At 55.3% G+C, this 25178-nt stretch carries 15 protein-coding genes; 13 read left to right on the forward strand and 2 right to left on the reverse strand.

Features of this window, described 5'->3' with window-relative positions:
* The first annotated feature begins 50 nt into the window (after positions 1–50).
* The 11 genes from OCV69_RS10245 (at position 51) to OCV69_RS10295 (ending at position 22347) form a co-directional block, all read left to right on the forward strand.
* Entirely contained in the window at positions 51–491 is a 441-nt protein-coding gene (locus OCV69_RS10245) for a pilin (protein ID WP_158358976.1), read from the forward strand.
* Between the two features lie 57 nt (positions 492–548).
* A complete protein-coding gene (locus tag OCV69_RS10250) occupies positions 549–1022 on the forward strand; it encodes a prepilin peptidase (RefSeq protein WP_262563089.1) in 474 nt (157 codons plus the stop codon).
* Positions 1023–1044: 22 nt separating this feature from the next.
* Positions 1045–2094, forward strand: coding sequence for a type II secretion system F family protein (locus OCV69_RS10255; RefSeq protein ID WP_262563090.1), 1050 nt, complete (start codon positions 1045–1047; stop codon positions 2092–2094).
* Entirely contained in the window at positions 2078–2617 is a 540-nt protein-coding gene (locus OCV69_RS10260) for a TadE/TadG family type IV pilus assembly protein (RefSeq protein ID WP_158358982.1), read from the forward strand. Before OCV69_RS10255 ends, OCV69_RS10260 begins: the two co-directional genes overlap by 17 nt.
* Before the next feature lie 2 nt (positions 2618–2619).
* Positions 2620–2961, forward strand: a complete 342-nt coding sequence (locus OCV69_RS10265; protein ID WP_158358984.1) for a hypothetical protein — start codon at positions 2620–2622, stop codon at positions 2959–2961.
* Positions 2958–3440: a prepilin-type N-terminal cleavage/methylation domain-containing protein gene (locus OCV69_RS10270; RefSeq protein ID WP_158358986.1), complete on the forward strand. Its 483-nt coding sequence runs from the start codon at positions 2958–2960 to the stop codon at positions 3438–3440. Before OCV69_RS10265 ends, OCV69_RS10270 begins: the two co-directional genes overlap by 4 nt.
* Positions 3437–4636 carry a GspE/PulE family protein gene (locus OCV69_RS10275; RefSeq protein WP_158358987.1) on the forward strand — a complete coding sequence of 400 codons (1200 nt, stop codon included), beginning with the start codon at positions 3437–3439 and terminating at the stop codon, positions 4634–4636. Before OCV69_RS10270 ends, OCV69_RS10275 begins: the two co-directional genes overlap by 4 nt.
* 357 nt (positions 4637–4993) lie before the next feature.
* On the forward strand, positions 4994–6235 hold the full coding sequence (locus OCV69_RS10280) for a DUF6273 domain-containing protein (protein WP_158358989.1): 1242 nt from the start codon (positions 4994–4996) through the stop codon (positions 6233–6235).
* A 71-nt stretch (positions 6236–6306) separates the two neighbouring features.
* A complete protein-coding gene (locus tag OCV69_RS10285) occupies positions 6307–10038 on the forward strand; it encodes an N-acetylmuramoyl-L-alanine amidase family protein (protein WP_158358991.1) in 3732 nt (1243 codons plus the stop codon).
* A 53-nt stretch (positions 10039–10091) separates the two neighbouring features.
* Positions 10092–21311: a SpaA isopeptide-forming pilin-related protein gene (locus OCV69_RS10290; protein WP_158358993.1), complete on the forward strand. Its 11220-nt coding sequence runs from the start codon at positions 10092–10094 to the stop codon at positions 21309–21311.
* Positions 21301–22347 carry a hypothetical protein gene (locus OCV69_RS10295; RefSeq protein ID WP_158358994.1) on the forward strand — a complete coding sequence of 349 codons (1047 nt, stop codon included), beginning with the start codon at positions 21301–21303 and terminating at the stop codon, positions 22345–22347. The genes OCV69_RS10290 and OCV69_RS10295 overlap by 11 nt, the downstream gene beginning before the upstream one ends.
* Here OCV69_RS10295 and OCV69_RS10300 read toward each other — a convergent pair whose 3' ends face one another.
* A complete protein-coding gene (locus OCV69_RS10300) occupies positions 22348–22704 on the reverse strand; it encodes an arsenate reductase family protein (protein WP_022274246.1) in 357 nt (118 codons plus the stop codon).
* 88 nt (positions 22705–22792) lie between these two features.
* Here OCV69_RS10300 and OCV69_RS10305 point away from each other — a divergent pair, with 88 nt between their 5' ends.
* Together OCV69_RS10305 and OCV69_RS10310 are read left to right on the forward strand one after the other, a co-directional pair.
* A complete protein-coding gene (locus OCV69_RS10305; RefSeq protein ID WP_158358996.1) occupies positions 22793–23320 on the forward strand; it encodes a nucleoside recognition domain-containing protein in 528 nt (175 codons plus the stop codon).
* A gap of 100 nt (positions 23321–23420) precedes the next feature.
* Positions 23421–23981, forward strand: a complete 561-nt coding sequence (locus OCV69_RS10310; RefSeq protein WP_158358998.1) for a CDP-alcohol phosphatidyltransferase family protein — start codon at positions 23421–23423, stop codon at positions 23979–23981.
* Between the two features lie 113 nt (positions 23982–24094).
* Here the strand turns inward: OCV69_RS10310 and bsh are convergent, their stop codons facing one another.
* The gene (bsh, locus tag OCV69_RS10315) at positions 24095–25069 is read right to left on the reverse strand and encodes a choloylglycine hydrolase (RefSeq protein WP_158359000.1); all 975 of its coding nucleotides are present in this window, start codon (positions 25067–25069) and stop codon (positions 24095–24097) included.
* Positions 25070–25178: the final 109 nt, after the last annotated feature.

The following is a 25178-nucleotide window of genomic DNA, read 5'->3' on the forward strand; positions in this document are numbered from 1 at the left end:
TGCTGACGCGCATTTGACGGCGGGAGAGTACGATCTGGGAGGACAGCAGGATGAAGAAAGCAAAGAAGGGGTTTACTCTGGTGGAGCTGATGGTCGTGATCGTGATCATGGCGGTCCTGGCCGCTGCGGCAACTCCGGTTTTTGCGGGCTATGTGAAAAAGGCCAGGGCGGCAGAGCATCTGTCTGAATGCCGGGCCATTTATGTGGCGGCCCAGTCCTGTCTGGAGGAGGCTTTTCTGAAGGCTGGAGAAGGCACGGTCACAGTGGAGGACCTGGATATGGAAAGGTTTCTGAAGGATGTGGAGGAGCTTTCCGGTGTTGGCGGAATCGGGTCCGGAGAGGGAACGCCGGGGAGCGGAGGCTCTGCCGGAACCTTTTCCATTTACCTGGAAAACGGAAGGGACGGAGCCGCCTGTACGGCGGTCGTCTTTCATGGTGAAGGCTCAGACTGGGTCTTTGATACCGTGGACGGGACATATACAGAAGCATAAACTCTGGCGCGGCGCATGAAAAGATGTGCGGCGCTTTTGCTATACTGGAGGCAAGGAATGGAGGAACTTTTACTGGAGCTCGTCACAGCGGGTCTGCTGGCAGTCATTGGCTGGATCGATGGGAGGACCATGGAGATCCCATACGCCTTAAGCGGCGCTCTGGCCATATGTGCCCTGGCGGACTTTTTTCTTTTCCCGGGGCTGCCTGTGGGGGAGCGTCTGATGGGCATGGTCTGTGTGTCGGTTCCTATGTATACATTATGCATGGTCGTAAAGGAGGCCTTTGGCGGCGGAGATATCCTTCTGCTTTCCATCATGGGCTTTTATCTGGGCTGGAGGGCGCTCCTTCCCGGCGTGTTCATTGGCTTTCTGCTGGGCGGGCTGGAGGCGGTATGGTTTCTGGCATCGGGACGGGCAAAGCCTGGGGAGGGGGCCCATATGGCCTTTGGCCCGGCCCTGTGCCTGGGACTTGGGATCAGCCTGTTTTATGGAGAGAGGATCTTTTTCTGGTATGCGGGGCTTTTTGGCTGAGTACGCGCAGGGAGACGTATATATGGAAGGCATTAAAAGAAAAAAGGAATGGGGATCCGGGGAGTTGGCTGATTTTTTTCAGCAGATGGCGGTGATGACCGGATCGGGGATCCCGTTATGCAGGGCTCTGGGGATCCTTGGGGACTGTACGGACATCAGAAGGTTCCGGAAAATATATGAAGAACTCCGCAGGAAGATGGAGAAGGGGACCCTGGCCAGCAGCGCCATGGAGCAGACGGGCGTATTCCCGGAAATGGCCGTCAACATGATCCGTGCAGGGGAAGCGGGAGGGACCGTGCAGGAAATGGCCGGAAGGCTGGCGGTCCATTACCGGAAGGAGCACCGGATGCAGCGCCGGATCCAGGGAGCGCTCCTGTATCCGAAATTTCTGGGGATCCTGTCGGTCTTTCTGGTTCTGTCGGTTTTTCTTGTGATCATGCCCACGCTGGAGCCGCTGCTTGGAGAAATGGAGCTTCCGCGGTTCACCCGTTTTCTCATGGCGGCCAGTATATTTCTGAAGGAATGGTGGTATCTGGTCCTGGTTTTCACGGTCCTGTGGACAGCGGTCTGGGAACGCGCGGGGAAAAAACGGAGGATCCGGCTGTTTCTGGACCGTCTGTGTCTGAGGCTTCCAGTGGCTGGAAGGCTCCTGCGGTCGGTCTATACCTTCCGGTTTGCTGAATCCTTAAGCATTCTGTATGCCAGCGGCATCCCCATGCTGACGTGTCTGGAAATGGCAGGAAGGACTGTGGGAAACCGGTATGTGGAGCTTCAGACCCGGTTCCTGTCTGAACGGCTTCAGAACGGGGAGGCCCTCAGCCTGGCCATAAGAGATGTGGACGGGCTGGACCGGAGGCTGGCTCTCATGGTCCTCACAGGGGAGGAAACGGGAAAGCTGGACGTGATGTTAAAAAATACCGCAGACAGCTTTGAATACGAGGCGGATATGGCTGTTTCCCGTCTGGTGAGCCTGGTGGAGCCAGTGATGATCCTGGGGCTGGGAGCGGTCATCGGCACAGTCCTTCTGGGGATCATGGTTCCGCTTTGGAGGATGTATGGGTACATGGGATAGGAATGGACGGTCCCGGTGCAGGAAGGAGATTTTCTGCCGCCGGGCAGGCCGGCTCCGGAGGATGAAGGGGTCAGCCATGCTGGAGGCCATGGCAGTGATCCTGGTATTTCTGGTGATGGCTTCCGTCCTGTTTGCGTCTGGGCGGGCCCTGAACCGGCAGACCGTGAGGACTCTGGAGAAAAATGTGGCCCGGGATGGGGCTCTGACAGCGGTGAGGCTTCTGGCGCAGGATATTATGGAAGGAAACAGACCAGGGGAGGAAATGGAGCCGGAGAAAACGGAGTTGGAGGTGATCCCGGAGGACGGTCTGGGAACGTTTACGGTCCCGGTCACCGTCTGGGCCGGAGAGGAAGGCAGAAATCTGGTCCTGTACGGGATGTGCGCCTATGGAGGGCAGACGGAGGCCGTCTCCCTGCTCCTGGAGAAAACGGAAGGAAGCGGCGGCGGTGTCACGCCTTCATCTGCGGCAGCGCCGGTTTGGAGGCCGGTGCGGTATGCTCCGGCAGAGCCTTTGGAGGAATGAAAATGGGAAAGAAGGGATACGCGCTGGTGGAGGCGGTCACGGCTGTGGCTCTGGTGATGATGGCCTCGGGCATTCTGAGCCTGGGGATCTCCTTTGGCCTTCGTATGGAGAGACGGGCGGAACAGCTGAAGAATACAGAGACGGTCTGGGAGGTCCCGGCGCGCTTCAGGATGCGGACAGGTGACGGAACCGTCATATCCGGAGAGGGCTGTGTGCGCCGCCAGACGGTTACAGGCCGTAACAGAGAGCTTTTTATCTATGGCTTTGGAATGGAGCCGGGAACAGGAGAGCTGGAACGGCAGTCTTTGGATCCTGTGTTTTCGGATCAGAGGGAGACAGAATGAAGGGGACCAGGGGATTTACGCTGGTGGAGCTGATGGCGGCTGCCATGTTGGCAGGAGCGGCGCTTTTGACCGCCCTTCCCTTGATGCTCATGGCCCAGCGGACTGCCCGCAGGCTGTCCGGTGAAACAGCAGCAGCCATGAGAGGGGACGCGGTCTTTGAGCTGGCAGCCGGGGAGCTCAGATACGCAGAATCTGTATCGCTTTCAGAAAAGCCGTGGAAGCGCATCGATGGGGATACGTTCGGGAGCTTTTCCGATGTGGAGATCGGGATCCGGGCAGCAGGAGAAAGAAGCCTCTGGCTGACGGTACGGGTAAACCAGGGAGAAGAGCTTCTATATGAGAGGACTGGGAGGGTGGAGCTTCTGAACGTTCCTTTTTATGGAACTGGAAGGCTCGAAGGCAGCGGAAGGACCGGGCAGTCTGCCGCGGAGGGAGCTTCTTATCCGGCGGTCTGGTACATAGACGGAGGAGATTCATGAGGGAAATGGAAATTTTAAAGGGCCTGGAGGGCGGAGAAAACATGGCGGTGCAGTTTGTAGACCATCTGCTGGCCCTGGGGCTCCGGAAAAAGGCCAGCGATATCCATCTGGAGCCGGGAGAGGAGCAGATGACCGTGCGGATGCGCACAGACGGGCGGCTGAAGGTATGTGCGGCTGTGGAAATGAGGCACCATCCTATGATCCTTACCCGTGTGAAGGTCATGGCGGATATGGACATTGCGGAAAAACGGCTTCCCCAGGACGGCCACATAAGGGCTTCCATCCAGGGGAAGGCGACGGATCTGCGGGTCAGCGTGATCCCAACCATACACGGCGAAAAGGCGGTCCTCCGCTTTCTGAATACAGATACAGTCATTGACAGCCCGGAAACCTTCGGCATGAGTGAGGAAAACTATGGAAAGGTACTGGATATCTTAAAGCGGCCCAACGGGATTTTTTATATCACCGGGCCCACAGGCTCCGGCAAGACGACGACGCTTTATATGATCCTGGAGAGACTGGCGGAGCTTCCGGTGAACATTGTGGCCATTGAGGATCCAGTGGAGAAGCACATCCGGGGCATCAGCCAGATGCAGGTCAATACCCAGGCCGGGCTTACGTTTGAAACGGGGCTCCGGGCTGCCCTGCGCCAGGATCCGGACGTGATCATGGTAGGAGAGACCAGGGACAGCCAGACGCTGAAGACCAGTGTCCGGGCTGCGGTAACGGGCCATCTGGTGCTTTCCACGCTTCATACGAACAACGCGGCGGGGACTGTGGTGCGGATGCTGGACATGGGTGCGGAGCCGTATCTGGCGGCCAGCAGCCTGAGCGGCATCCTGGCCCAGAGGCTCGTGAGGAAGATTTGTCCGGACTGTAAGACAGAAAGGGAACCGGACGGGGAAGAAAGGAAGCTTCTGGGACCGGGAATCCGCCGGATCCGGTACGGAACCGGCTGCGCCCGCTGCGGCTATACGGGATACCAGGGGCGGACCGCTGTCCATGAGGTACTGGCGGTGGATAAGACCATCCGCGCAATGATCGCCGGAGGCTGCCGGGAGGAGGAGATCGCCTCCTATGCAGAAAATATCCTGGGAATGAGGACGCTGCGGGACGATCTTCTGCGGCTGGTGGACCAGGGGATCACAACGGCGGAGGAGCTGGAACGGCTGACCTTTGGAGAACAGAGGCCATAGGCAGCCGGAGGCGGAGCCGTGGTCCTGCCCCAGGACCATGGCTTTTCTGCCCGGCTGTCTTCCGATGGACTGGCAGAATGACAGGAAATCATTTTTTTATTACTATCAAGTTTGGCGGAATGCATGGTTTTTGCCATGCATTTTTTATGGATCCGCCATGGACACACCGGAAAGGTGAATGGTATACTGTCTGTAAAACAGACATTATACCACCGCGCATCTGGTTTTCGCGTACACCGCGAAAATCCAGGCGCCCAATTCACCCGGAGGGGTATACTGTCTGTAAATATTCTAAATTCATTTCTTTGAACACACACAATGCTTTGGCGTCATCAGCCAGAAGATCCTGGAGGTATTATGAAAAAAAAGAGAATAGGGGGAGTTCTGGCAGCGGCCGGGGCGGCGGCTGTCCTGTCGGGGCTTTGTACAGGAAGGGCTTTCTGCCTGGATATGGAATCCTACGCCGGGCTGCTGGATAAGGAGCGGATGTCCGGAGAGACGGAATATATGGTTTCCGGAGACCAGGAATGCCGCCGCCTTCTTATGGAACTGGTTTCCGCAGGAGCCGGGAAGGAGAGGGAGGAGTTTTTTATCACCGGGGAGGATTACGAGCCGGAGACCCTGGTGATCGCCCAGATGTTCCCGGCCGCCGTCAATATTTCCAACACAAAAATCGAGGAATATGAGGAAAACGGCCGCAGATATGTGACCTGCCGCATCGGGTTTGAGCGGCAGCCGGACCAGGAAGCGTGTACCCACCGGTGGGAGACCAGGATCCTGGAGGCCGGGACCTGTCTCTGGGGAGGAAAGGAGGAACTGACCTGCCGCCTCTGCGGGCTGAGAAAGGTCCGGTCCCCGGCTGCCCTGGGGCACCTGGATGCGGACCGGGACAGGCTCTGTGACCGGTGCAGGGATCCTCTGAACGGGGATGAACCGATCGAGACAGGCCGGTGGGCCGTGGGCGACATCCAGACGAGAAGGCTTGGGAAGGACACATACCAGTTCCGGTGCGTGGACGACGATTACAGCAGTGCAGGAACCGATCATCAGAAATACGCATTATTCTTATGCGAAACTGTCATACGGTCAGATATGGACAGTACAGATTCCCAGAAAAAGATCATCACATTTGGAAAAAACAATAATTATAAGGACTCGGGGATACGGAAATGGCTCCGGGACCGCTGTACGGGAGAAGCCGGTCTCCAGATGGGAGCCGGGGCCCTTATGCCTGTAAACGTCGGGGTCTGCACGGCTTTTCTCGGGCAGACGTCTCCAGGTACGGAGGGAGAGGCGGCGGAAACGGAGCTGGTGAAATATACGCTCCTTCCGCAGATGATGTCGGACCGGATGTTCCTTCTGTCGGTGGAGGAGGCGCTGAAATACAGGGAGGAGTTGTGGGACACAGTGTCAGAGGAAAGTCCGTACAGCCGGGGATACTGGCTCAGGACTCCTGTTTATCAGGAGGGAGAAAACGGAGGCTTCATCTATGGAACGGAGGCATATGCGGTGGATCTGAGGGATGGGACCATAGGCCCGGCAGAGGTTTCTGACGGAAGCTTCGGCCTCCGTCCAGCGTACTGTCTGCCGCAGTCATAGCCGGTGCTCCGGGATCTGGCAGGCACTGGGAACAGAGGTTATGGATTTCTATTGTAACAGGAGGAAAATATATGCAGTTTCAAAAACATGAAATGAAAATGAGACTGGCCGGGAAGGCCGGCCGGGCAGCAGTATTCTGCCTGTGCGCAGGTCTGGTGCTGGGAGATCCGATGAAAGGATTTGCCTGGGAGCAGACGGAATACGTCCGCAGGGCCACAGGCTCCAATGCCCTGGGCCGTCCGCTTCTGATGCCTGAGTCCAAAGATCTGTGGGAAAACTGGGTCGGAGACCTGGGATTCCTGGATGGGACCAGAGGGGACGGAAGCCGGGAAAAGCCGTTCCAGATCTCCACAAAGGCACAGCTCATGGGCCTTTCCAGGCTTGCGGCCATGGAAATGGAGATCAAAGAGGGAGAGGGAACGTATCCGGGCGATTATTCAGGGGCATGCTTTGAGCTTACAAGGGACATCGATCTGGGAGGGATGGAATGGATCCCCATAGGCTTTTACCGGAACAGCTCCCAGATCCATTCGGATCATATCCCGGCCTTCCAGGGGCGTTTTGACGGCAATGGAAAGACCATTTCCAATTTCCGTCTTTACCGCCCGGACTGGAGCCATATGGGATTGTTCGGGGCCGTAAGGGATTCAGAGATCACAGATCTTACAGTGAGTCCCGGGCATGTGATCACAGCGGGTGAAACGGCTGGGATCCTGGCCGGCAGCGTACAGGACAGTGTGATCCGGAATGTGGCTGTGGCAGGAGCCTTAAAGACAGCAGGAAACACCGGAGGGGTTGCCGGGGAGATCGAGGATACGGTGGTGGAAAACTGTACGGCGGACCATGTGGCCATGGATCTGGGAAAGGGAAAGGAGACCTTTGCCGGGGGGATTACCGGAAAGGCCGCAGGCTCTGTGATCTCAGACTGCACGGTAAATACTGGAGACAGCCTGAACGCCAGGATCCAGGGCGGCGGCTATGTGGGAGGGATCACAGGCTTCCAGAACGATACAGATATTTTCAATGCCCACGTCATGGGGACCATTGGAGGAAGCGGGTCCCAGGCCATTGGGGGCGTAACAGGAAAATATGCCTCGGGCAAAATGAAGGTGGCCAGATTTGAGGGAAGGATCGCCAGCTCGGGCCTGGGGAGCAGCGCCCGGGAGGGAACGTTCATCGGGACCCATGATACGGGCTTTCATTTCCGCTATGGAACGGAGGCCGGGGCAGATCTGGCCTATCTGTTTGCGGATACAGAGGGAAAGATCATGGCCGGAGTCTGCGGCTCCGGGATCCCGGACGATAACCGGTTTGGCTACGACGCCCATATCGGCTTCTGGCACGGGAAGGACAATGGGTTTACCCTGGTCCAGGGACAGAGCACCAGGCCGGAGGAGGAACGGTACTTCTATGAGGAGCTGGAGGAAGGAGCGCTTCATGTGATCGACACAGAGGATTCGGTGAAGGAGATGGAATTTTCCCCGGACCATTTTGCACCGGGAAAGACGGGACGGCCAGCCAGAGGCTTCCTGGTCTCGGTGCTCCAGATCGATACGGCAGCCAACGTACAGAATTATTATGATGTGGCGTCGCTGACGGCCCGGGGCGGATCCGCTTACAGTAAGGAGCTGGATAAGTCCCACCGGGGGGCTGTGGCGGCAGGAGACACGGTCACAGTGATCACGGCCCCCAGAAATAACGGGGAGGAGAAATATCAGATGGACGGAGTTCCATTTTATACGGAACCCGGGGGCGGGAAAACACCCATGGCGTATCAGACCGGCGGCTCTTATGCCTTTGTGATGCCGGAGCATGATACGGAAATTTCGGCCGTGTATAAAAAGGTGGCGGCAGATATCCGGGTGACGCCGGAGGAGCTGGCCTTCCATGTGACAGAGGAGAGGACCGGGAACAGAAAGTCCCCTTCTATCGTCACAGAGGTTAGAAATGACGCGGGAAAGCTGATCGCCAGATACATAAATGGAAGTCTGGAAGAGGGAACAAAGGTCCAGGAGGTGAAGGTGGAGGCAGTTGTGGATAAGAACAACGATGTGGCAGACAGCCGTGTCCAGTGGAGCGTGGACGACGGAGAGCTTCTTCTTTTAAAGCAGAATCCCGATGAGGACAGCGAGGGCTATACGGAGATGAGCGCATCCATGGAGCTGGATCTGAAGGCCGGTTTCTTCCGGGACATCATAGAGAAGGCGGAAAAGGAACAGGCAGATAAGGGATTTAAGTATCCGATCCCCGATACCATATATGGAAACGGCACCCTGGGAGGTCTGGCTGTGCTGACTGCAAAGACCAGGCCTGCGGCCAGCTTTGAGGGAAAGCCCCTGACGGCCAACTGCCGGATCCCGGTCACCTTCCAGATAAAGGACAGGACCCGGGTGGCGGCAGAGGGGGCCTCCTTAGACCGGGAGAATCTTTTCTTTACGGTCACAAGGACGCTGACGGGAGACAGAAAAACTCCGGTGGATACAGTAACGGTCACCGGCCCGCAGACACTGAGCGCCGTTTTTTCTCCGGATCATTTTGATAAAAGGGATGTTTCCTGGTCTGTGGACGATAAAAATGTGATCCGGGTGGACGCCGGAGGCTACGGACAGGGAAATACGGAGGAGGATTATAAAAATGCCAGAGTGGAAGCTGTGAAGGACACCCGGTGGATCCGGGATATCATGGCAGCGGATGACGCGGTCCACGAGGCAGATCCATATTCCAGACGGAGCGGGGAAGGAAAGAGGACGGCCTTTGTGACCGTCACGGCGGATGATTCCCTGGGAAACAGGCAGACGGCTTCCTGCCGGGCAGAGGTATCGTTTGTGACGGTGGATCAGACAAAGGTACTGGCGGAGGAGATCCAGACAGACCGGGAAAAGCTGGAATTTGACATGGTGCTTACAAAGACCGGCCGCCGTTCGGATCCGGTGCTCACATGGACCGGGACAGGGAGCCAGAAGGTGACGGCAGTTTTGTATCCCCAGAGACCGGAGGGGGAAGCGGAGGAGGACTGGCCGGAGCTGGAGTGGAAGGCTGACAGAGAGCTTCTGTCCGTCAGCGGGGACGGACTGGTAACTCCGGCAGTGAATGCCAGATGGATCCAGGAGGCCATGAAGAAATATCCGTATTCTGCACAGAAAACTACAACGGCTGTTGTGGGCTCCGGGGATAAGAAGAAGGAGGTCACAGTGGTCCTGAATTTCAAAATGGAGGACCGGACATACCGTCCATCGGGCTCCGGCAGCTCCGGAGGCCACTCTTCGGGCAGCGCTTCTTCGGGGATCACCACCAGGGGGAAAAAGACGGCGGACGTACAGGCTCCCAAAGGAAGCGTCACAGGCGTATGGGTACAGGATGGCTCGGGAAGGTGGATCTTTACCAGCGGCGGGCGTACCTATGCCGGTGAATGGGCCTATATCCATAATCCTTATGCGGGCGAGGGACAGGAAAGCACGTCCTGGTTCCGGTTTTCCAGCGACGGGGCCATGGTGACTGGCTGGTTCCAGGATCCGGCAGACGGAAACTGGTATTACCTCCATGATATTTCCGACGGCGGTCTGGGGCGTATGTATACAGGCTGGCACAGGATCGGAGGAAGCTGGTACGCCTTCGGCCCCAGCGGCAGGATGCTGACCGGATGGAACTGGATCAACGGAAGGTGCTATTATCTGGAGCCGGAAAGCGGCAGGATGCTGTCGGATGCAGTGACGCCCGACGGGTATACGGTGGACAGCTCCGGAGCCTGGACCGTAAACGGAAAGGTACAGGTCCTGGGAAGGGATCTGGAGGAGGGCCGGTAGGCCGGTCCCAGCAGGCTGTTTTCCTGGCCGGGAGATCAAGAAAGGACATGGATATGATGGAATGCATTTGGAATAAAAAATCAGTAAAAAGGGGGACAGCCCTGGTCATGGCCGCAGTCCTGCTGGCTCTGGCTGTGCCGTTTCCCCTCCCGGCCAGGGCCTCCAGCGTATGGCCCCAGAAGGCAACGGCTCCGTTTTACTGTCTGGATGGAGGAAGGGGATGGAAGCAGGTGGACCGGTATGACATCTATGAATACGATACCCTGCCGTCGCCGCTGACAGAGACCCAGACGAAACGGCTGTTCTGGTCCTATCCCAGTAACTGGACCGCATTAAAAGAGGCGGCCCGGAAATTTGATCCAGAGCTTTATGGGGAGATCGCCTCCACGGCATCGGGCCCCAATGTGGTAAAACGGGTGAAGGACGATCCCAGTACAAGGTTTGCGTGGGTGGCGGATCACCCGGAGATCGAGGAAAGGGCCATAGCCGCCATGGAGCAGATGGCAGCGGATGGTGGGGAGAAAGGAAAAGAAGCGCCGGACGCCATCCGGGATGCCACCTCCGAGGAAACGGCAGTACCGTTTACGGTACTGCCCTTCTCCGATGGTCCAGGAGCCCTGGATACAGAGTTTTTCCTGGGAAGTGAGTTTATCCGGGATATTGCAAAGATCGAGCCCCAGAGCGTCTGGGACAACGGCTCCACGGGAGGAAATGTGGGCTGGCTGGACGCATCCCAGGATAAAAATATCGCCAGGTCTGTTCTGGGAGAGGAATTATATGAGATCACCTGGAGCGGAGACTCCATTAAGATCCATAATAACGGCTCTGCCACAGCCAATGAGAATGCTCTGGACAGTACCATGACAGAGGAGCAGAAATACAATAAGACCATGGTCCGCTATAAGATCACCATGCGGAAAAATTCCGGCTGGTATACGGAGGGAAGCTGGAACGACGACTATCTCCATGAATGGATGGACTTTAAGGCGTGTGTCAATGCTCCGCAGCACCAGAGGCTTTATAAGGCCGGGATCGAGATCGTTCCGTCGGATATGGTCTTTTATATAGTCGTAAGCCAGGAGGGGGATGGAGACGGCCCGGACGACGACCGTGAGCCGGCCTACGGGGGCGGAGAGCCGGAGCTGTCTTTCCAGGTCTTCCGCCACGAGGAAACCTTTCAGTCCGATTATAACGTGCGGCTGAAAAAGCTGGACGATGAGACTGGAATGCCCTTAAAGGGGAGCCAGTTTTATCTGTATGAGCGGTTTGAGGATGGGGGAAGCCTTGGGACCGGTGAAAGAGGAGCCGGGCTTTCGACGGAAAATATAAGCTTTGCTCCATGGGATGGCTTTCAGATCTTTGCCGAGGGGACCACAGACGAAAATGGAGAGATCTCCCATACGGACAGCCGGAGCTACGGGTATTCCAAAACGTACTGCGATGGCCATGGAGTTCCCCAATGGGCAGATATTCCCCAAAAGGATCCAGGCTCCGGCACAGGAAAAGAGGATAGGAGCGGGGATGCTTCCTGGGAAGAGGCGGCAGAGGTCACAAGGGATAAGAACCGTGCGGCGGCAGAGGAATGGCTGTCCCTGGTGGAGGCCTGTGAAGCAGAGGCAGAGGGGGGCGTTCATTTTCACTGGGTTTCTGATGAAAGCGCGTTTGACCAGGTGGCCGGAGTTCTGGAAAGCGGCACCGGCGGGGGAGAGGCCAGAGAGCGGGATAAAGGCGGACCGGAAGAGGATACGGGGTCCGGCAGCGCCTTTGAGGCGTCCGGCTGCAGGGCTGACTGCGAAGAGACATATGAGAATTTTACTTCCTTGAGATTTACCTATACGTGGAAGGAGATACAGGCCAGGAATGGCTATATCCTTCATGGTCTCCATAACGACGATATTCCTGTGGAGCTGGTGACAACCACATCGTCCCAGAACGGGGCTGTATGTAGCCGGGCAGAGGGAGACAGCGGGGACATTACAGAAAACATCTGGTATACGGGCTCCAGAGACAGCGGAGAAATACAGGCGGAGACTGCCGGAAGGAAGGTGCAGACCTTAAAGGCTTCTGGGATCTCCACCCCGTCTGATACAGAGAGGCTCCTTACGCCTTCCAACGCAGGACGGATCTTTACTTCCTCCAATGCCTGGAAGCTGTTTTCCATGCTGCTGGCAGACGAAGGGGAGCCGGAGGATGAGGATTGGGAGGAACAGGGGGGAGGAGATTTCCAGTCGTATCTGGAGAATGCCCGTCCGGACGGGATCCGTCATCTGGAGACTGGGGATCCTGGGATCTTTTCTCACTGCAATGGAGAGGAGGGCTGTGGGGATTCATGGATCGTTAAGGATCACAGGACCGAGGGAGAGATCCATATTAACAAGCGGGATCTGAACCTTTATAAGGGAGAATCAGAGGAATATTCCTCTTTCGGGGATACGGAAGGGGACGGAAGCCTGGAGGGAGCCGTTTACGGCCTGTTTGCAGCCGAGGATATCGTTCATCCAGACTCGGAGTTGGGAAAGGATGGGCAGCTGACCAATACGGGGATTGTTTATAAAAAGGATGATCTTACGGCGGTGGCAGCCACCGACCGGGATGGAAATGCTGGATTTACCGTTTATACAGAGGCGCCTGGAACCACCTTTGATTATGATGCAGGAAAAACGGTCAGACGGACGGATCCAGGCTGGGAAGGTCCTGGAAACCGTTATGGGGAAAATCTGTCCGTCAATGGGAACTGCTGGATCGGGAGACCTCTGATCCTGGGACGGTATTATGTGAAGGAACTGTCCAGAAGCGAGGGATATGAGCTGTCAGTCAACGGACGCTCCGGGCAGTGGACCAATAAAGGATCTGGCTTTGAAACGCCAGAGGGGGCAGCCTCCTTAAGGGGGACGTCCGTTGTCTCCATGCCGGAGCTTTCCGCTTCCATGGAGGGAGAGGGTGGAAGCGGAAACGGCTTTGACCAGCTTCCATTTATGGTGACCTCTTCCGGGACTGTGGATCCGGAGTCGGGAACCGGAGGATATGAGCTTATTTTTTCCGGATTTCCAGAGGATACGGAATTTTTCCGGGTGGATACAGGGGAGAAGGAGGTGACGGGTCCCCGTGTGACTGGCACAGAGGAGGTCCCTGTGAAGGATGAGAATGGGGACCAGGTATGGAAAACTGCGGACACAGACCGGAGCCATGTGAGATATGAACCGGAATATGGGCCGGACGGCAGGATCACCGGGCAGCATCCCATGAGCCGGACAGAGCCGCAGATCTTAAGGGCGGAGCATGTTCCGCAGACGCCGGTCATGGGGCTCACAGATCTGGAGCTGGATGAGGCAGAGCCGATGCTTAGGGAAAAGGCGGCGGACCACGACCTTACGGATCCGGAGGACCCGGCGTTCCGGTATCTGAAGGCAGAGGTGGAGGAGATCCTGAACCGCAATGGATATGAGATCCCTGTCATGGCGGACGGGACCTGCTCATCGAGAGAGCTTCCGGTATACAGCAGAGGGGTCCAAAGGGGCCAGACGGATATTTTTGGCATGACAGCCGCTCCCGGGGAACCAGCAGTAAAAACGCATTATGGAGCAGCGGTCACGACTCTTTCCCTGGAAGGCCTGGGGCCGGACGCAGAGATCGCCGCCGTATTGGAGAAGATCCTTTTATGGTATGCGGAGCACCCCCAGTGGAGCTTTGGCGGCATCGACGCCTTTGAAATGTCCGGAGATACATGCCGTGCGGTCCTGTATGCGGGCGCGTCGGTCCGGGGAAGCCGCCGTTTTTTTACCATGAAGGAGGAAAACGGAAAAGCGGAGGTGGATAAGGTATATTCCGTCCTGGAGGATCCGGTCCATTTACGGTGGGTGTATCAGGAATACAGACGGGAAGGAAGCCACCGTTTCCAGACAGAACGCCGGTACTATATGGGCAGCGGGGCTGGAAAGCGGTATTACATAGACGTGGTCCTGACCCCGGCGGTGCTTGTGGATGGAAAAGGTCAGCTCCAGGATATGGACCATCAGGTGATGGTATATCATGAAGCCGGTGAAAGGATCGTGGATTATATAGATGGAGACCCGGAGCACGGCTGGCAGGTCCCCCTCACAGAAACCATAGATAAAATTGAGATCACCACAGAAAAGGAGCTGGCGGATACAGATGTAAGGCTGGAACAGGCAGAGTATGACCGGAAAATGGGGATACACAGGGTCCGGGTCGCCTCTAAGGGCACCGACAGCTTTGGAAAAGCGTTTTCAGACGAAAATGGCCGGCTGACGCTTTCCTTTATGGCGAAGCTTCCCAGAAAGCAGACCGTGCTTACAAAAGCGGAGGTCGACAGCCTGGGAGCAGGGAATGTATATGGCTACCGGGCCGGGGATCCGATCGGCTTTGCAGAATATCTTGCGCGGTTTGGAAATATTTCCATAAGTGCTTCGGCTTTTACAGGGGATGGAGGGGCCGATACATATATTGTGGCAAAGCATCTGGTTTACAGAGGCCAGCATAAGATCACGGAGGATGGCGATACAGGCCTGGCTCCGGTCCAGGTCCTGGAGCGCCCCGTCAGGCAGAGGGTAAAGGTCGTAAAGAATGTGGACAGCGGGGAGGCCCTGGGGAATTTCCGGTTTAAAATTTATTTAAGATCCAATCTGGAACGGCTGTATTGTGACGAGGACGGAGCGATCACATGGACAGATAAAAACGGAACGGCTGTGGACGTGGACCAGTACCACAGGGTATTTCCGGAGCTGGTGCAGAAGCTGTATACGGTAAAGACGGAAAGACGAGTCCTGGAGGATCACAATTATGAAAAATTTTTCCATGCGGTCCGGACGGCGGATAAGGACAAGTGGGACCTGGGGGGCCAGGTGGTAAATTCCTCCTTTAAGCCATTTGCCAGGAGTCTTCTTACGGGAATAGAAAATACAGTCAATTCCTCGCCGGAGGCCAGGGAAAATGCAAAGCGGTCCGATGCAGTACGCCAGTTTGCAGTCACCTGGTATCTGGAGGACCAGGTAAAGGAGGAACTGGCAGAGAATGGAACAGAGGCCGCCTATGGGGACCAGGTATACGACCGGGCTCTTTATAAAGCCATCCTCAGGGCGGAGGAGTATCTGGAGCCATTTTTTAAGTATGATCTGGATTCTCTGTATTCCATCCGGTGGGACAGTGAGGAAAATGGAGGGATTGACCGGGATAAGACGACCCTGTCCGCCTGGCAGCTTAAAATGCAGGGGGGAGAAGCGGAGTACGCCTTCGGGATATCGGAGTATCTGCCATATGGAACCTATGTCCTGGCAGAGCAGCAGCCCTTTAAAGCCCAATGGATGGATTTTGAGAACCGGCATTACCGGATCGATCCGCCGAAGGAGATCGTTCTCCCATCGGTGTATGAGGACGGATGGGCGGAGATCCCGGACCGTCTTTCAGAGGAGCTGGTGTACAACAGTAAGGAGCCGCCGGAAAAAACAGCCGGGCGGTATCGAATCCGGTTTGACGGAGTAAAGAAAGGAAACGAAAGGGAACCGGACGGGAAATATGTGGTAAAGGGCCATGGCCACAGCGGGGATTTCTATGTATATCCCTATGGGGAGGAGCGTGACAGGTCGTCCTGGGATGGAAAGTATGCCCATATGTTAGAGCCGTGGAGCCAGACTGAGGATTTTGTATTCCGGACCTTTTTAAACAGGCTGTACCGGACCAGGCTGCGGATCGAAAAGCTGGATGCGGAGACCGGAGAGCAGATCCTCCATGATGAAGCAGTATTTGCCCTTTATAAAGCAGACCGGAATGAGGAGAAGGATGGGGACGGCGCTGTAAAGCGGTATGAAGCAGAGACGGTGATCCAGGGAAGCCGGGCGTTTCTGGAGGCCATGGGAGCAAGGGGGATCATGCCCTTTGCCAGGATCCAGGGGCCAGGCAGTCTGTTTTATGGAACCGTGCCCGCAGGAACGCCTGTATGCCGGGAAGAGGACTGTATTATTTTCAGGGACCAGTCCGGAGTGAGGACGGGAGACTTTCTGGCCCTTTCCTCCGTTTATGACGGGGATGAAGGGGAACCACTGCAGATCACCGGCTATGTGGAGACACCAGAGCCGCTGACAGCAGGGGTGTACGTTCTGGCAGAGCTTCTGGCTCCGGCCGGGTACGCCAGGAGTCTGCCTGTTCCCGTGGAAATATACAGCGATGGGATCTGGTATTATACCGGAGACTCCCAGGATAAAAGGGCGGCGGTCCGTTTCAGCTCCAGGAAGGAGGGCGAGGATGAAGCTGTGGAGGACACAGCCAGGATCTATGTAAACAACACAGGAGTCAGCCTGGAGGTATCCAAAGTGAAGACCCCGGCGTCTTACGAGGGGATGAAGGTCTCGGGACGCGTAGAGGGAAGCCTTTCCTTCCTGGAAGCGGTCTACGGATTGGAAAACCTGGAGCCTGCATATAATTCCATGGGAACGTACCAGGGCTTTGGATGGAAAAAAGGGACCCTGGAATATCTGGAGGAAAGAAAGGCAGCCGGGGAGCGGGTGGAGATCGTTTACGAAAATGGGATCTTCCAGGGCTATGGCTATGTGACCAGGACACTGGAAACAGCCGGTGATCAGAACCGGTATGTGGCCGGGGCGGAAATGGCTCTTTTTGAAGCCATAGAGGTGCGTCCTTCCGGCGATACGGGGGATCACAGGATGGAGGGGGTAGAGATCCAGAGAGACCGGAATGGAAACGTTCTGGATATCCAGGTGAAGAAAGGGTATGCAGGCAGCGCTTTCCGGTTAAAAAAGGATGACAATGGCCGCTGGTCATTACAGGAGGAGAAGCGGGATGATACCTCGGTACTGTTCTACGATCTGGGGAATCTTAAGGTACTGGAGACAGGAGAGGATGGGATCGTATACGGATTTGGAAGAGATGGGGAAAAAATAAGGATCACTCCGGATACCCGGTCTGTTTACGCATTCCAGGGCGGACAGCCGTTCCTTGAGCTGGCCGGAGGGGATCTGTCCAGTCTGGTCTATGACCCTGGGGCAAAGGCGTTTTTGTCCATGGATCCGGGAACAGAGATCTACCATCTGAACCAGGAGATGCAGCGGGATGCCTGTGTGGATCCATACACGGGGCTGGCTTATGTGGAAAAATCCGGAACCGGTCCCCTTGGAAAGGAAGAAGCCCACTATTTTGTATGGCCGGTGATCTCCTTTTATGATCCATATGGGAACCGGATCGCCAGGGAAAAGATCCTCACCGGACGTCCCGGAGAGGTCAACGCCGGAACAGAAAATGCGTATCTTACGGGAACCTGGGATCCGGAGACAGGAAAACTGGAGAAAAGGCTGAAGCCGTTTTATGACTCTTATGGGATGGTGCGTTACTATCCGGTCAATGGGGAAACGTACAAAAAGGGCGAGGCGGTTTATGACAGGGATGGGGATTATCTGTATTTCCGGTATGACGACCTGTTGGAGCAGTACCATAAGGCTTCCTATACCATAGGAGAGCCGGAAACACTTTATGATGTGGGAGATCCAGAGACAGAAGGGGACGGAAAACCCGTCCGGCACCGGAACGGGGAGTTCTGGATCATTCCGAATCTGTGGATATCCGGGGAGAGGTCGCCCCAGGATCCGTCTGAAGGGGAGATGACCTGGGGGCAGGCGGATATGCTCCGGCGCGTGATCCCTGGAACCTATATCATGGAAGAAACCGGTGTTCCGCCAGGGTATACGCGGGCGTTTCCGCAGGCAGTCCGGGTAGAGGAGACCCGGGACATTCAGAGGACCGCCATGACGGATGAAAAAATACGGGTAGAAATACTGAAAACAGATGGAACGGAGACGTACAGGATCCCTGTGGTAAATGGGGAAAGCGGGCAGACAGAGGAATGGACTGTGGAGGGAAAGGGCTTTTATTCCCATCAGATGGTGAAGGGGGCAGAGCTGGCCCTTTATCCGGCCAGAAGAGTATATTCCAAGGATCTGGAGAAGTATCCCAAGGGCTATTACCTTGTGAAAAAAGGAAATACTCCGGCTGTGTGGAATACAGAGGATCCTGTGGATAATCACCCGGTTTCAAAGACTGCCCGGTGGATAACGGATGGGCGTCCGATGTATTTTGAGGGGATTCCAGCAGGAGATTATATCCTGGAGGAGCTGAAGACCCCTCCCGGATATCTGCCGTCCTCCATGGAGATTACCATAAGGCCAGTGGATGAGCTCCAGAGCTTCGTTTTAAAGGACGATCATACGAAGGTGGAAATTTATAAATATGAGGAGGATGAAAAGGGAATCCGGAGGCCTCTGCCGGAGCGCCATGGAGCAGGGCTCGCTCTTTATCCTGCGGTTCTGGAGGAAAATGGAACGGTCATGACGGAAAACGGAGCGTATGTATACCAGAAGGGAAACCCTGTGGATACCTGGACTGCGGATGATCTTTCCTTTTACGGAACGGAGCTCTCCCAGGCGTATGAGGCCATGTTCCGGGAATACGGAGAGGATTTTGAACACTTTTCCTGGAAGGTATACGATGGAAAGCGTACCGGGGCAGGAGAGCGGACGGAAAGCCGCAGCACAGGAAATGGGGAAACGGTCGTCCAGCTCTGGAGCCTTTCGGACGGAAGCTGTCTGCGGGTGACTGCATCCCGGACCGGACCAGATGGGGACTGGAAATTTGAATATCAGTACCGTTATAAAACAGGTATGTTCCGGGATGCCCCGGCGGCATGCAGCTTTGATACAAGGGGAGGCCTCCACCGGATCGACCGTATCCCGGAAGGATATTATGTTCTGGTGGAAACGGAAACGCCAGGGGGCTATGAAACGGCAGAGCCGGTGCTGGTCCAGGTGAAGAAAGAGAACCAGGTGATCCGGTATTATATGGAGAACAGGCGCAGACAGTGGTATGCAGACAAGACTGATGAGAATGGACGGCAGATCCGCGGAGCCAGGCTGGCCCTTTACCGGGCAGACGAAAACGGGGGATTTTCCGCAGAGGAAGAGCTTCTGGAAGATACCTGGACGTCGGGAGGGGAAGGGACCTATACGGCGGATGATCTGGCAGAGGGAAGGATCCCGGAGGGGTATGGACCAGGCGACCTGCGTCTGCACCGGCTCCCTCCTGTAAGGGAGGGGACCTATTACCTGGCAGAGCTTAGGACGCCGGATCATTTTTCAGCCATGGAGCCGCAGAAGATCGAGATCGGAAAGGATTCCGGTGGGATCATCCAGGCGGTGAACCGTCTTTCCAGAGGACGGATCGAGATTTTAAAGCTGGATGCCCAGTGGCACGAGAAACCGCTTCCGGGAGCATGGTTTGAGGTGAAAAATGCAAAGACCGGGGAGCTTTTCCGTATGGTGACCGGCAGCGATGGGAAAGCGGTGTCCGGAGAACTTCCGGCGGCATATCTGGGAGATGATGGAAGGGCTGTGCCGTATGAATACCAGGTACGGGAGATCCAGGCCCCGGAGGGCTTCTGTCTGGACCATAGGGTATGGAAATTCTGGTTTAGCAATGACCATACGCCGGTGGCCGTGCAGAAAATAAAGGCAGAAAATGAAGAAATCAGGCTGTGGTTTTCCAAAAGCAGCTTTCATACGGATCACTTTGTAAAGGGGGCGCGGCTGTCCATTTATAATGCAAAGGCAGAAAATGGAAAAATGCAGCCCTGGGGAGAGCCGCTGGAAACATGGATCTCCGGTCCGGAGCCCCACCTGGTATCGGGAAAATTATCCGGAGGAAGAACGTACTTCCTTGTGGAGGAGGAAGCGCCAGAGGGATACTCCGCAGCGGATCCGGTGATGTTTACCGTATCGGCTGACGGACGGAGCATAGCTGAGATATCCGGCGCATCCAGTCTGATCCAGATCCTGTATGACGCAGAAAAGGACAGGATCGGATCGATTCTTGTCAGGGGACGCAGGGTCCAGGGAGGATGGATCACCTTAAAAAGGGATGGAAAGGAAATCCTTACGGCTCCCATGACAGGAGAGCTTACGGCTTTTAGAGAGGCTGTGGAACAGGAAAATACAGGAGCGGTCCTTACCTGGGAAGAAGCGATCGGTTTTTCCGATGGCAGCAGCATGCTCTTAGAGAGGGAGACGATCTGCCTTTCGGATGAAAACCGGGAGCGTATCCTGGAAAGCCGTAAGAGGGTGCCTGTCGGGACACGGTACGTATTCTGCGGACAAGGACATACGGTGCTGGATACCTGGAAAACAGAGGGAGGAGGACTGACCCATGAAATCGTGAATGAAGAAAACGGACAGGGAGAACTGCTTTTCGCAAAGGGAGAGGCATACACCCTGGAGGAAATTGTAGTCTTCAGCGATGGAACCGAATTTTTATCCGGACGGGTATCCGTTTCCATTGGTGAAAACGGAAAAATGATCCTGGCAGATCTGAAAAATAAGGAGACAGACGTGCGGATCCGAAAGACGGATCTGATCACAGGAGAAGAGATTTCCGGGGCAGTGCTTTCCATAAAAAGCCTGGATGGAAAGCTGCTAAAGGAATGGGTATCCGGAGAGGAGATCCAGATCACGGGAATCCTGAAGCCGGGAGAAACGTATCTTTTAGCCGAGGTTTTACCTGCCACGGGTTATGCCTGGGCGGAGGAGATCCCATTTACAGTCGGCGGGGATGGAGGCATCCACAGGGTGAGGATGGAGGACAGGCCCACCCAGGCGGAGATCCGAAAAACCGACATGGTCACTGGGGAGGAGCTTCCCGGAGCAGTCCTGGTCCTGAAGGATAAGAATGGGCATGTGGTGGACCGGTGGACATCGGGGAATACGCCTCACAGGATTATGGGAAGACTCAACGCAGGAGAAGCGTATACACTTTCAGAGGTGACGGCGCCTTCTGGATATCAGATCGCAGAGGAGGTGACGTTTACAGTATCAGAGGATGGGACCATAGACCGGGTGGTCATGGAGGATAAAAGAAAGGAGCCGGAAAAACCAGAAAAACCAGGGAAACCGGAAAAACCGGAACGGCCGGTACCGGATGATGACAGAGAAACGGAACCGGAAACGCCAGATGAGACAGAGACTCCGGAAACTGAGCCGACGGAGGAGCCCAGGAAAAAAGGAATCATAACTGCCCGGTATGAGATCGAGTTGGATGGCAGAGGGGAGCTTCGGATCAGCCGCCCATCCAGGATCCGGACAAAGATCCCAAGGGCAGGAGACCAGCAAAGGCCCTGGGTATATGGAGCCCTGGCTGTTCTGGGGATCCTGGGCGGAAGCATCTGTCTGATCCTTTGGAGGAGGGATACATTTGAAAAATAAAGGATGGAAGAGGCAGGGATCAGTCCCCGGGGCTGTGCTTTTTGGGATAAGCTTCTGCCTGGCATGGATATGGTCCGGTTCCTGTGCCATAAGCGGAGCAGCCGCCGCTTATGGTGCAGAAAACCTGCCGGACCGTACAGAAGAGACACCGGCGGCGGAGACGCTTACCCTTGAAGGCCCGGTATTTACCGATGCGGGACAGGCCCCGGAGCTAAAGGAGATCCTGGAACGGGATGGAAAGCAGTACCGGCTCGTTTCCAGGCGGATCCGCCAGGTCAGCCAGGGAGGGACCATGACGTATGCTTCTGTCACGGTTCCATATGTCCTGGAGGGCAGGCAGGAGCCCCCGGAAACGGCCCGGGTCACATTGACGGATGAGCAGACCGGACAGGAATATGAAAGAGAGATCCCCAGGCTGGAGACGGAGGAGACCAGCGCCCAGTGGACCGGCGGCTTTCAGTTCCTGATCACAGTGTCCGGCTATGATGCAGATGTATTCCAGCTGGGGAACGCGGAAATACCGAAAGATGCGGAGCTGTCCTCTTATGGAACGGAATTTCTGGAGTACCTGGGCCTTCCGGAAGAGTGCTATCGTGTAGAGAATGTGGAATGGAGCGGGGAAACCTATGAAAAAGAAGGGATCCTGTGCCGGGACGCACGGGCCACCGGGGAAAAGCTGGTGAGAAATGTGGAGGTACGGTACGGCGGACAGGTAAAAACACCGGAGGTAAAGGGAAAACAATATATCGGACTGTACCAGGAGATCCGACAGGAGCCGGAAAGCAGCCAGGAGGAAGAAAAGAGCCGGGAAACAGAAATAAAAACAGAGAAAATGGAAACGCTTCCGCATGAGGAGCAGAAAAAAACGCTCAGTGCGGCGGAGAGGTTCCTGTACTGGATAAAAAAACATCTGACCAAAGTGGTTTTTGGAACTGGTTTTTTCATTATGATCCTGGGAGGCACGGCGCTTTTATGGATGTCCAGAAGAAGAGAAAAGAGAGAAAGCGAAAGCCCGGACAAGGGTCCAGGCTCCTGATCAGCCGAGCGCTTCGCTCCATTCGCTTTCTTTAAAACCTACGAGAACAAAATCTTCAGATACCAGGATGGGACGCTTTACCAGCATTCCATCGGTGGATAAGAGCTCCAGCTGCTCCTCCTCAGTCATGGACGGCAGCTTGTCCTTTAAGGCCATGGATTTATAAAGAAGGCCGCTGGTATTGAAGAAGCGCTTTAAAGGCAGTCCGCTTTTCTGATACCAGGCCTTCAGCTCCTCCTTTGAGGGATTCTGATCCTTAATGTGGCGGGAGGTATACTGGACCCCGTGGGCGTCCAGCCAGGATTTTGCTTTTTTGCAGGTGGAACAGGGCGGATACTCTAAAAATAACAGACTCATATGCACAACCTCCTGTTGTTTTTTATAAGTATATCTGATTTCCGGAGAGAATACAATGGTTCAAAGCAGGCATAGAGGAGCAGAGCTTATGGACATACTGGTTTTTCTGTCGGAATTTATGGTTCCGCTGGCGGTTTTTTATATTGTGGGGTTTGGGATACTGTCTGGCCGGCCGGTCTTTGATGATTTTTTAAAGGGGGCTTCCGAGGGGATGAAGACAGTTGCGGGCATCCTTCCCACTCTGATCGGTCTTATGGCCACAGTGGGGATTTTAAGAGAGTCCGGTTTCCTGGAAGCCGCGGCAAAAGCTCTAAGGACCCCGGCGGGCTGGCTCCATATCCCGGTCCCTCTGGTCCCTGTGGTCCTGGTCCGCCTGGTATCCAGCTCTGCGGCCACGGGGCTGATCCTGGATATCTTTAAGGAATACGGTCCGGATTCACTGATAGGGAATATGGTGTCCATTATGATGGGATGCACGGAGACGATCTTCTATACCATGAGTGTATATTTTATGACTGCGGGGATCCGGAAGACCCGGTGGACGCTTCCGGGGGCTCTGGCAGCTACGGCCGCCGGGATCGGCGCCAGTATTGTTCTGGCGGGGAGCATGGCCTGATCGGGGTTGTATTGGGGGACCAGTCCGTTTATAATGAGGATAAGGGAAAGAATGGCAGCCGTGGCTGCCGGAACCTAAAAAAGAAAACGGGGTGGAGCATATGGCAAAGATCAGCAGAAAAGAAATTTTTTCGATTCCCAATCTGATGGGCTATTTTCGCATTCTCATGATACCAGTATTCAGCTGGATGTATTTTACCGCCAGTACCAGGGAGGATGTTTACCGGGCGGCGGCTGTGGTCTTTATTTCCAGTGTGACAGATCTTCTGGACGGCTGGGTGGCCCGGCGGTTTCATATGGTCACAGAGCTGGGGAAGTTCGTGGATCCTCTGGCGGATAAACTGACCCACGGAGCCCTGGCCCTCTGTCTGGCGTTCAAGTATCCTCTGATGTGGGCGCTGGTGGCGCTTCTGGCCGTGAAGGAGGGGTATATGGCAGTTATGGGACTGATCCTCTTAAAGCGGGGAAAGAAGCTGGACGGCGCAATGTGGTTCGGAAAGGTCTGTACAGCCCTGCTGTTTGTGGGAATGCTGGTATTGTTCTTGTGGTACGGAATGCCGGAGGCCGCTGCAAACGGTCTGATCCTGTTTATGATGGCAGTCATGGCGGCAGCTTTGCTCATGTATGTGCCAGTGTTCAGGAAAATGAAAAAAGAAGCATAAAAACGGAAAGAAAAACGGCGGAATCTGCCATTTGCAGAGGTTCTGCCGTTTTTCATCCGATCAGGGAACTTCGCTTTCCGGGGGTTCCCAAAAGGTTTTCCGTCTGCCTGGGGCTAATTCTGGTACAGGATCTGCTCCTTCTGTACAAGGGGATACGGAATTAACCGGTCCCCTTCCAGATCCTCCCGGTGCATATCCACGGCAGTGATCTGATGGTTTCCATAGGTGGTGTAATAGTAGATCCCCTTATCCCCATTACAGCAGCAGGTATACAGGGTCATCTCAAAGTTTCCATTTCCCAGATCCGAACAGCCCTTCTGCTGATCTACGGAGCCCAGGATATGGAAGAACTGGCTGACGCTTTCTTCCTCAGAATCGCCCGATACGGAATTCAGCTTTACAAAGGCGACACGGACGAAGCGGGACTGGGAGGATAAGTCTCCGGGAAGGCCCAGCGCGCCCATGCCCCGGCAGTAGGTTTTCAGAGAGAGCTTGTCAGAAAAACAATTCTCCGGATCCTTTGGGGACAGGTGCATATAGTTATTGAGGTTAAACATCTGCTCTGGAAACGGCGGATTATTGGTAAGGACTCCCGCCGGATTGGGATATACATGGATTCCAGAGAGAACGGATTCCACTGTTACGGCCTCATCCCGGTCAGCAAGGATCCAGTGGAGCTGGGCCAGTGGAAGGCTCTCACTGAACGGCGTATTGACCAGATTGACCTGTTCCAGAAGACGGAGGGCCTCTTTTACAGAAACGCACTGTCCCAGGATCCAGGGAATAAATTCAAACTGGGCAACATTATCCTTTCCGTCCGCCTTTTCCCCATAGTAGGCATTTCCAACGAAATTAAGCCCCGCCATTCCCAGGCCTTTTTCATTTACGGCCTCATAATAGAGCGGATAATCGTCAGCCACATGGGCCATGCCGATCATGGCATAGTGGGTTTCCATGGTCCCTTGAAAACGGAAGCGGAAGGGATAGTTCCTTGGAGTGATGGTCACCTGGTCGCCAAAGGAAAATTCATAATCCAGGGTCCGGCCAAAATAAAAATCTTTTGTCTTATAGGCTGCTGCTGTACACATAAACTACCTCCGGTTTAAATTTTATTGTGTTGTGGTCAAGCATTTTTGTAACACTTGTGGCTAAAAAATATCATGAATCAGTTACGCTGCCATCCGGGCTTCGTATGGT

The organism is Alitiscatomonas aceti, assembly GCF_025567195.1.
Taxonomy (GTDB): Bacteria; Bacillota; Clostridia; order Lachnospirales; family Lachnospiraceae; genus Alitiscatomonas; species Alitiscatomonas aceti.

Coding starts and splice junctions, on each gene's coding strand:
- bsh (WP_158359000.1), bottom strand. CDS start 25,069: ATGTGTACAGCAGCAGCCTATAAGACAAAAGATTTTTATTTTGGCCGG.
- OCV69_RS10285 (WP_158358991.1), top strand. CDS start 6,307: ATGCAGTTTCAAAAACATGAAATGAAAATGAGACTGGCCGGGAAGGCC.
- OCV69_RS10300 (WP_022274246.1), bottom strand. CDS start 22,704: ATGAGTCTGTTATTTTTAGAGTATCCGCCCTGTTCCACCTGCAAAAAA.
- OCV69_RS10255 (WP_262563090.1), top strand. CDS start 1,045: ATGGAAGGCATTAAAAGAAAAAAGGAATGGGGATCCGGGGAGTTGGCT.
- OCV69_RS10305 (WP_158358996.1), top strand. CDS start 22,793: ATGGACATACTGGTTTTTCTGTCGGAATTTATGGTTCCGCTGGCGGTT.
- OCV69_RS10280 (WP_158358989.1), top strand. CDS start 4,994: ATGAAAAAAAAGAGAATAGGGGGAGTTCTGGCAGCGGCCGGGGCGGCG.
- OCV69_RS10265 (WP_158358984.1), top strand. CDS start 2,620: ATGGGAAAGAAGGGATACGCGCTGGTGGAGGCGGTCACGGCTGTGGCT.
- OCV69_RS10270 (WP_158358986.1), top strand. CDS start 2,958: ATGAAGGGGACCAGGGGATTTACGCTGGTGGAGCTGATGGCGGCTGCC.
- OCV69_RS10275 (WP_158358987.1), top strand. CDS start 3,437: ATGAGGGAAATGGAAATTTTAAAGGGCCTGGAGGGCGGAGAAAACATG.
- OCV69_RS10245 (WP_158358976.1), top strand. CDS start 51: ATGAAGAAAGCAAAGAAGGGGTTTACTCTGGTGGAGCTGATGGTCGTG.
- OCV69_RS10250 (WP_262563089.1), top strand. CDS start 549: ATGGAGGAACTTTTACTGGAGCTCGTCACAGCGGGTCTGCTGGCAGTC.
- OCV69_RS10310 (WP_158358998.1), top strand. CDS start 23,421: ATGGCAAAGATCAGCAGAAAAGAAATTTTTTCGATTCCCAATCTGATG.
- OCV69_RS10260 (WP_158358982.1), top strand. CDS start 2,078: ATGGGTACATGGGATAGGAATGGACGGTCCCGGTGCAGGAAGGAGATT.
- OCV69_RS10290 (WP_158358993.1), top strand. CDS start 10,092: ATGATGGAATGCATTTGGAATAAAAAATCAGTAAAAAGGGGGACAGCC.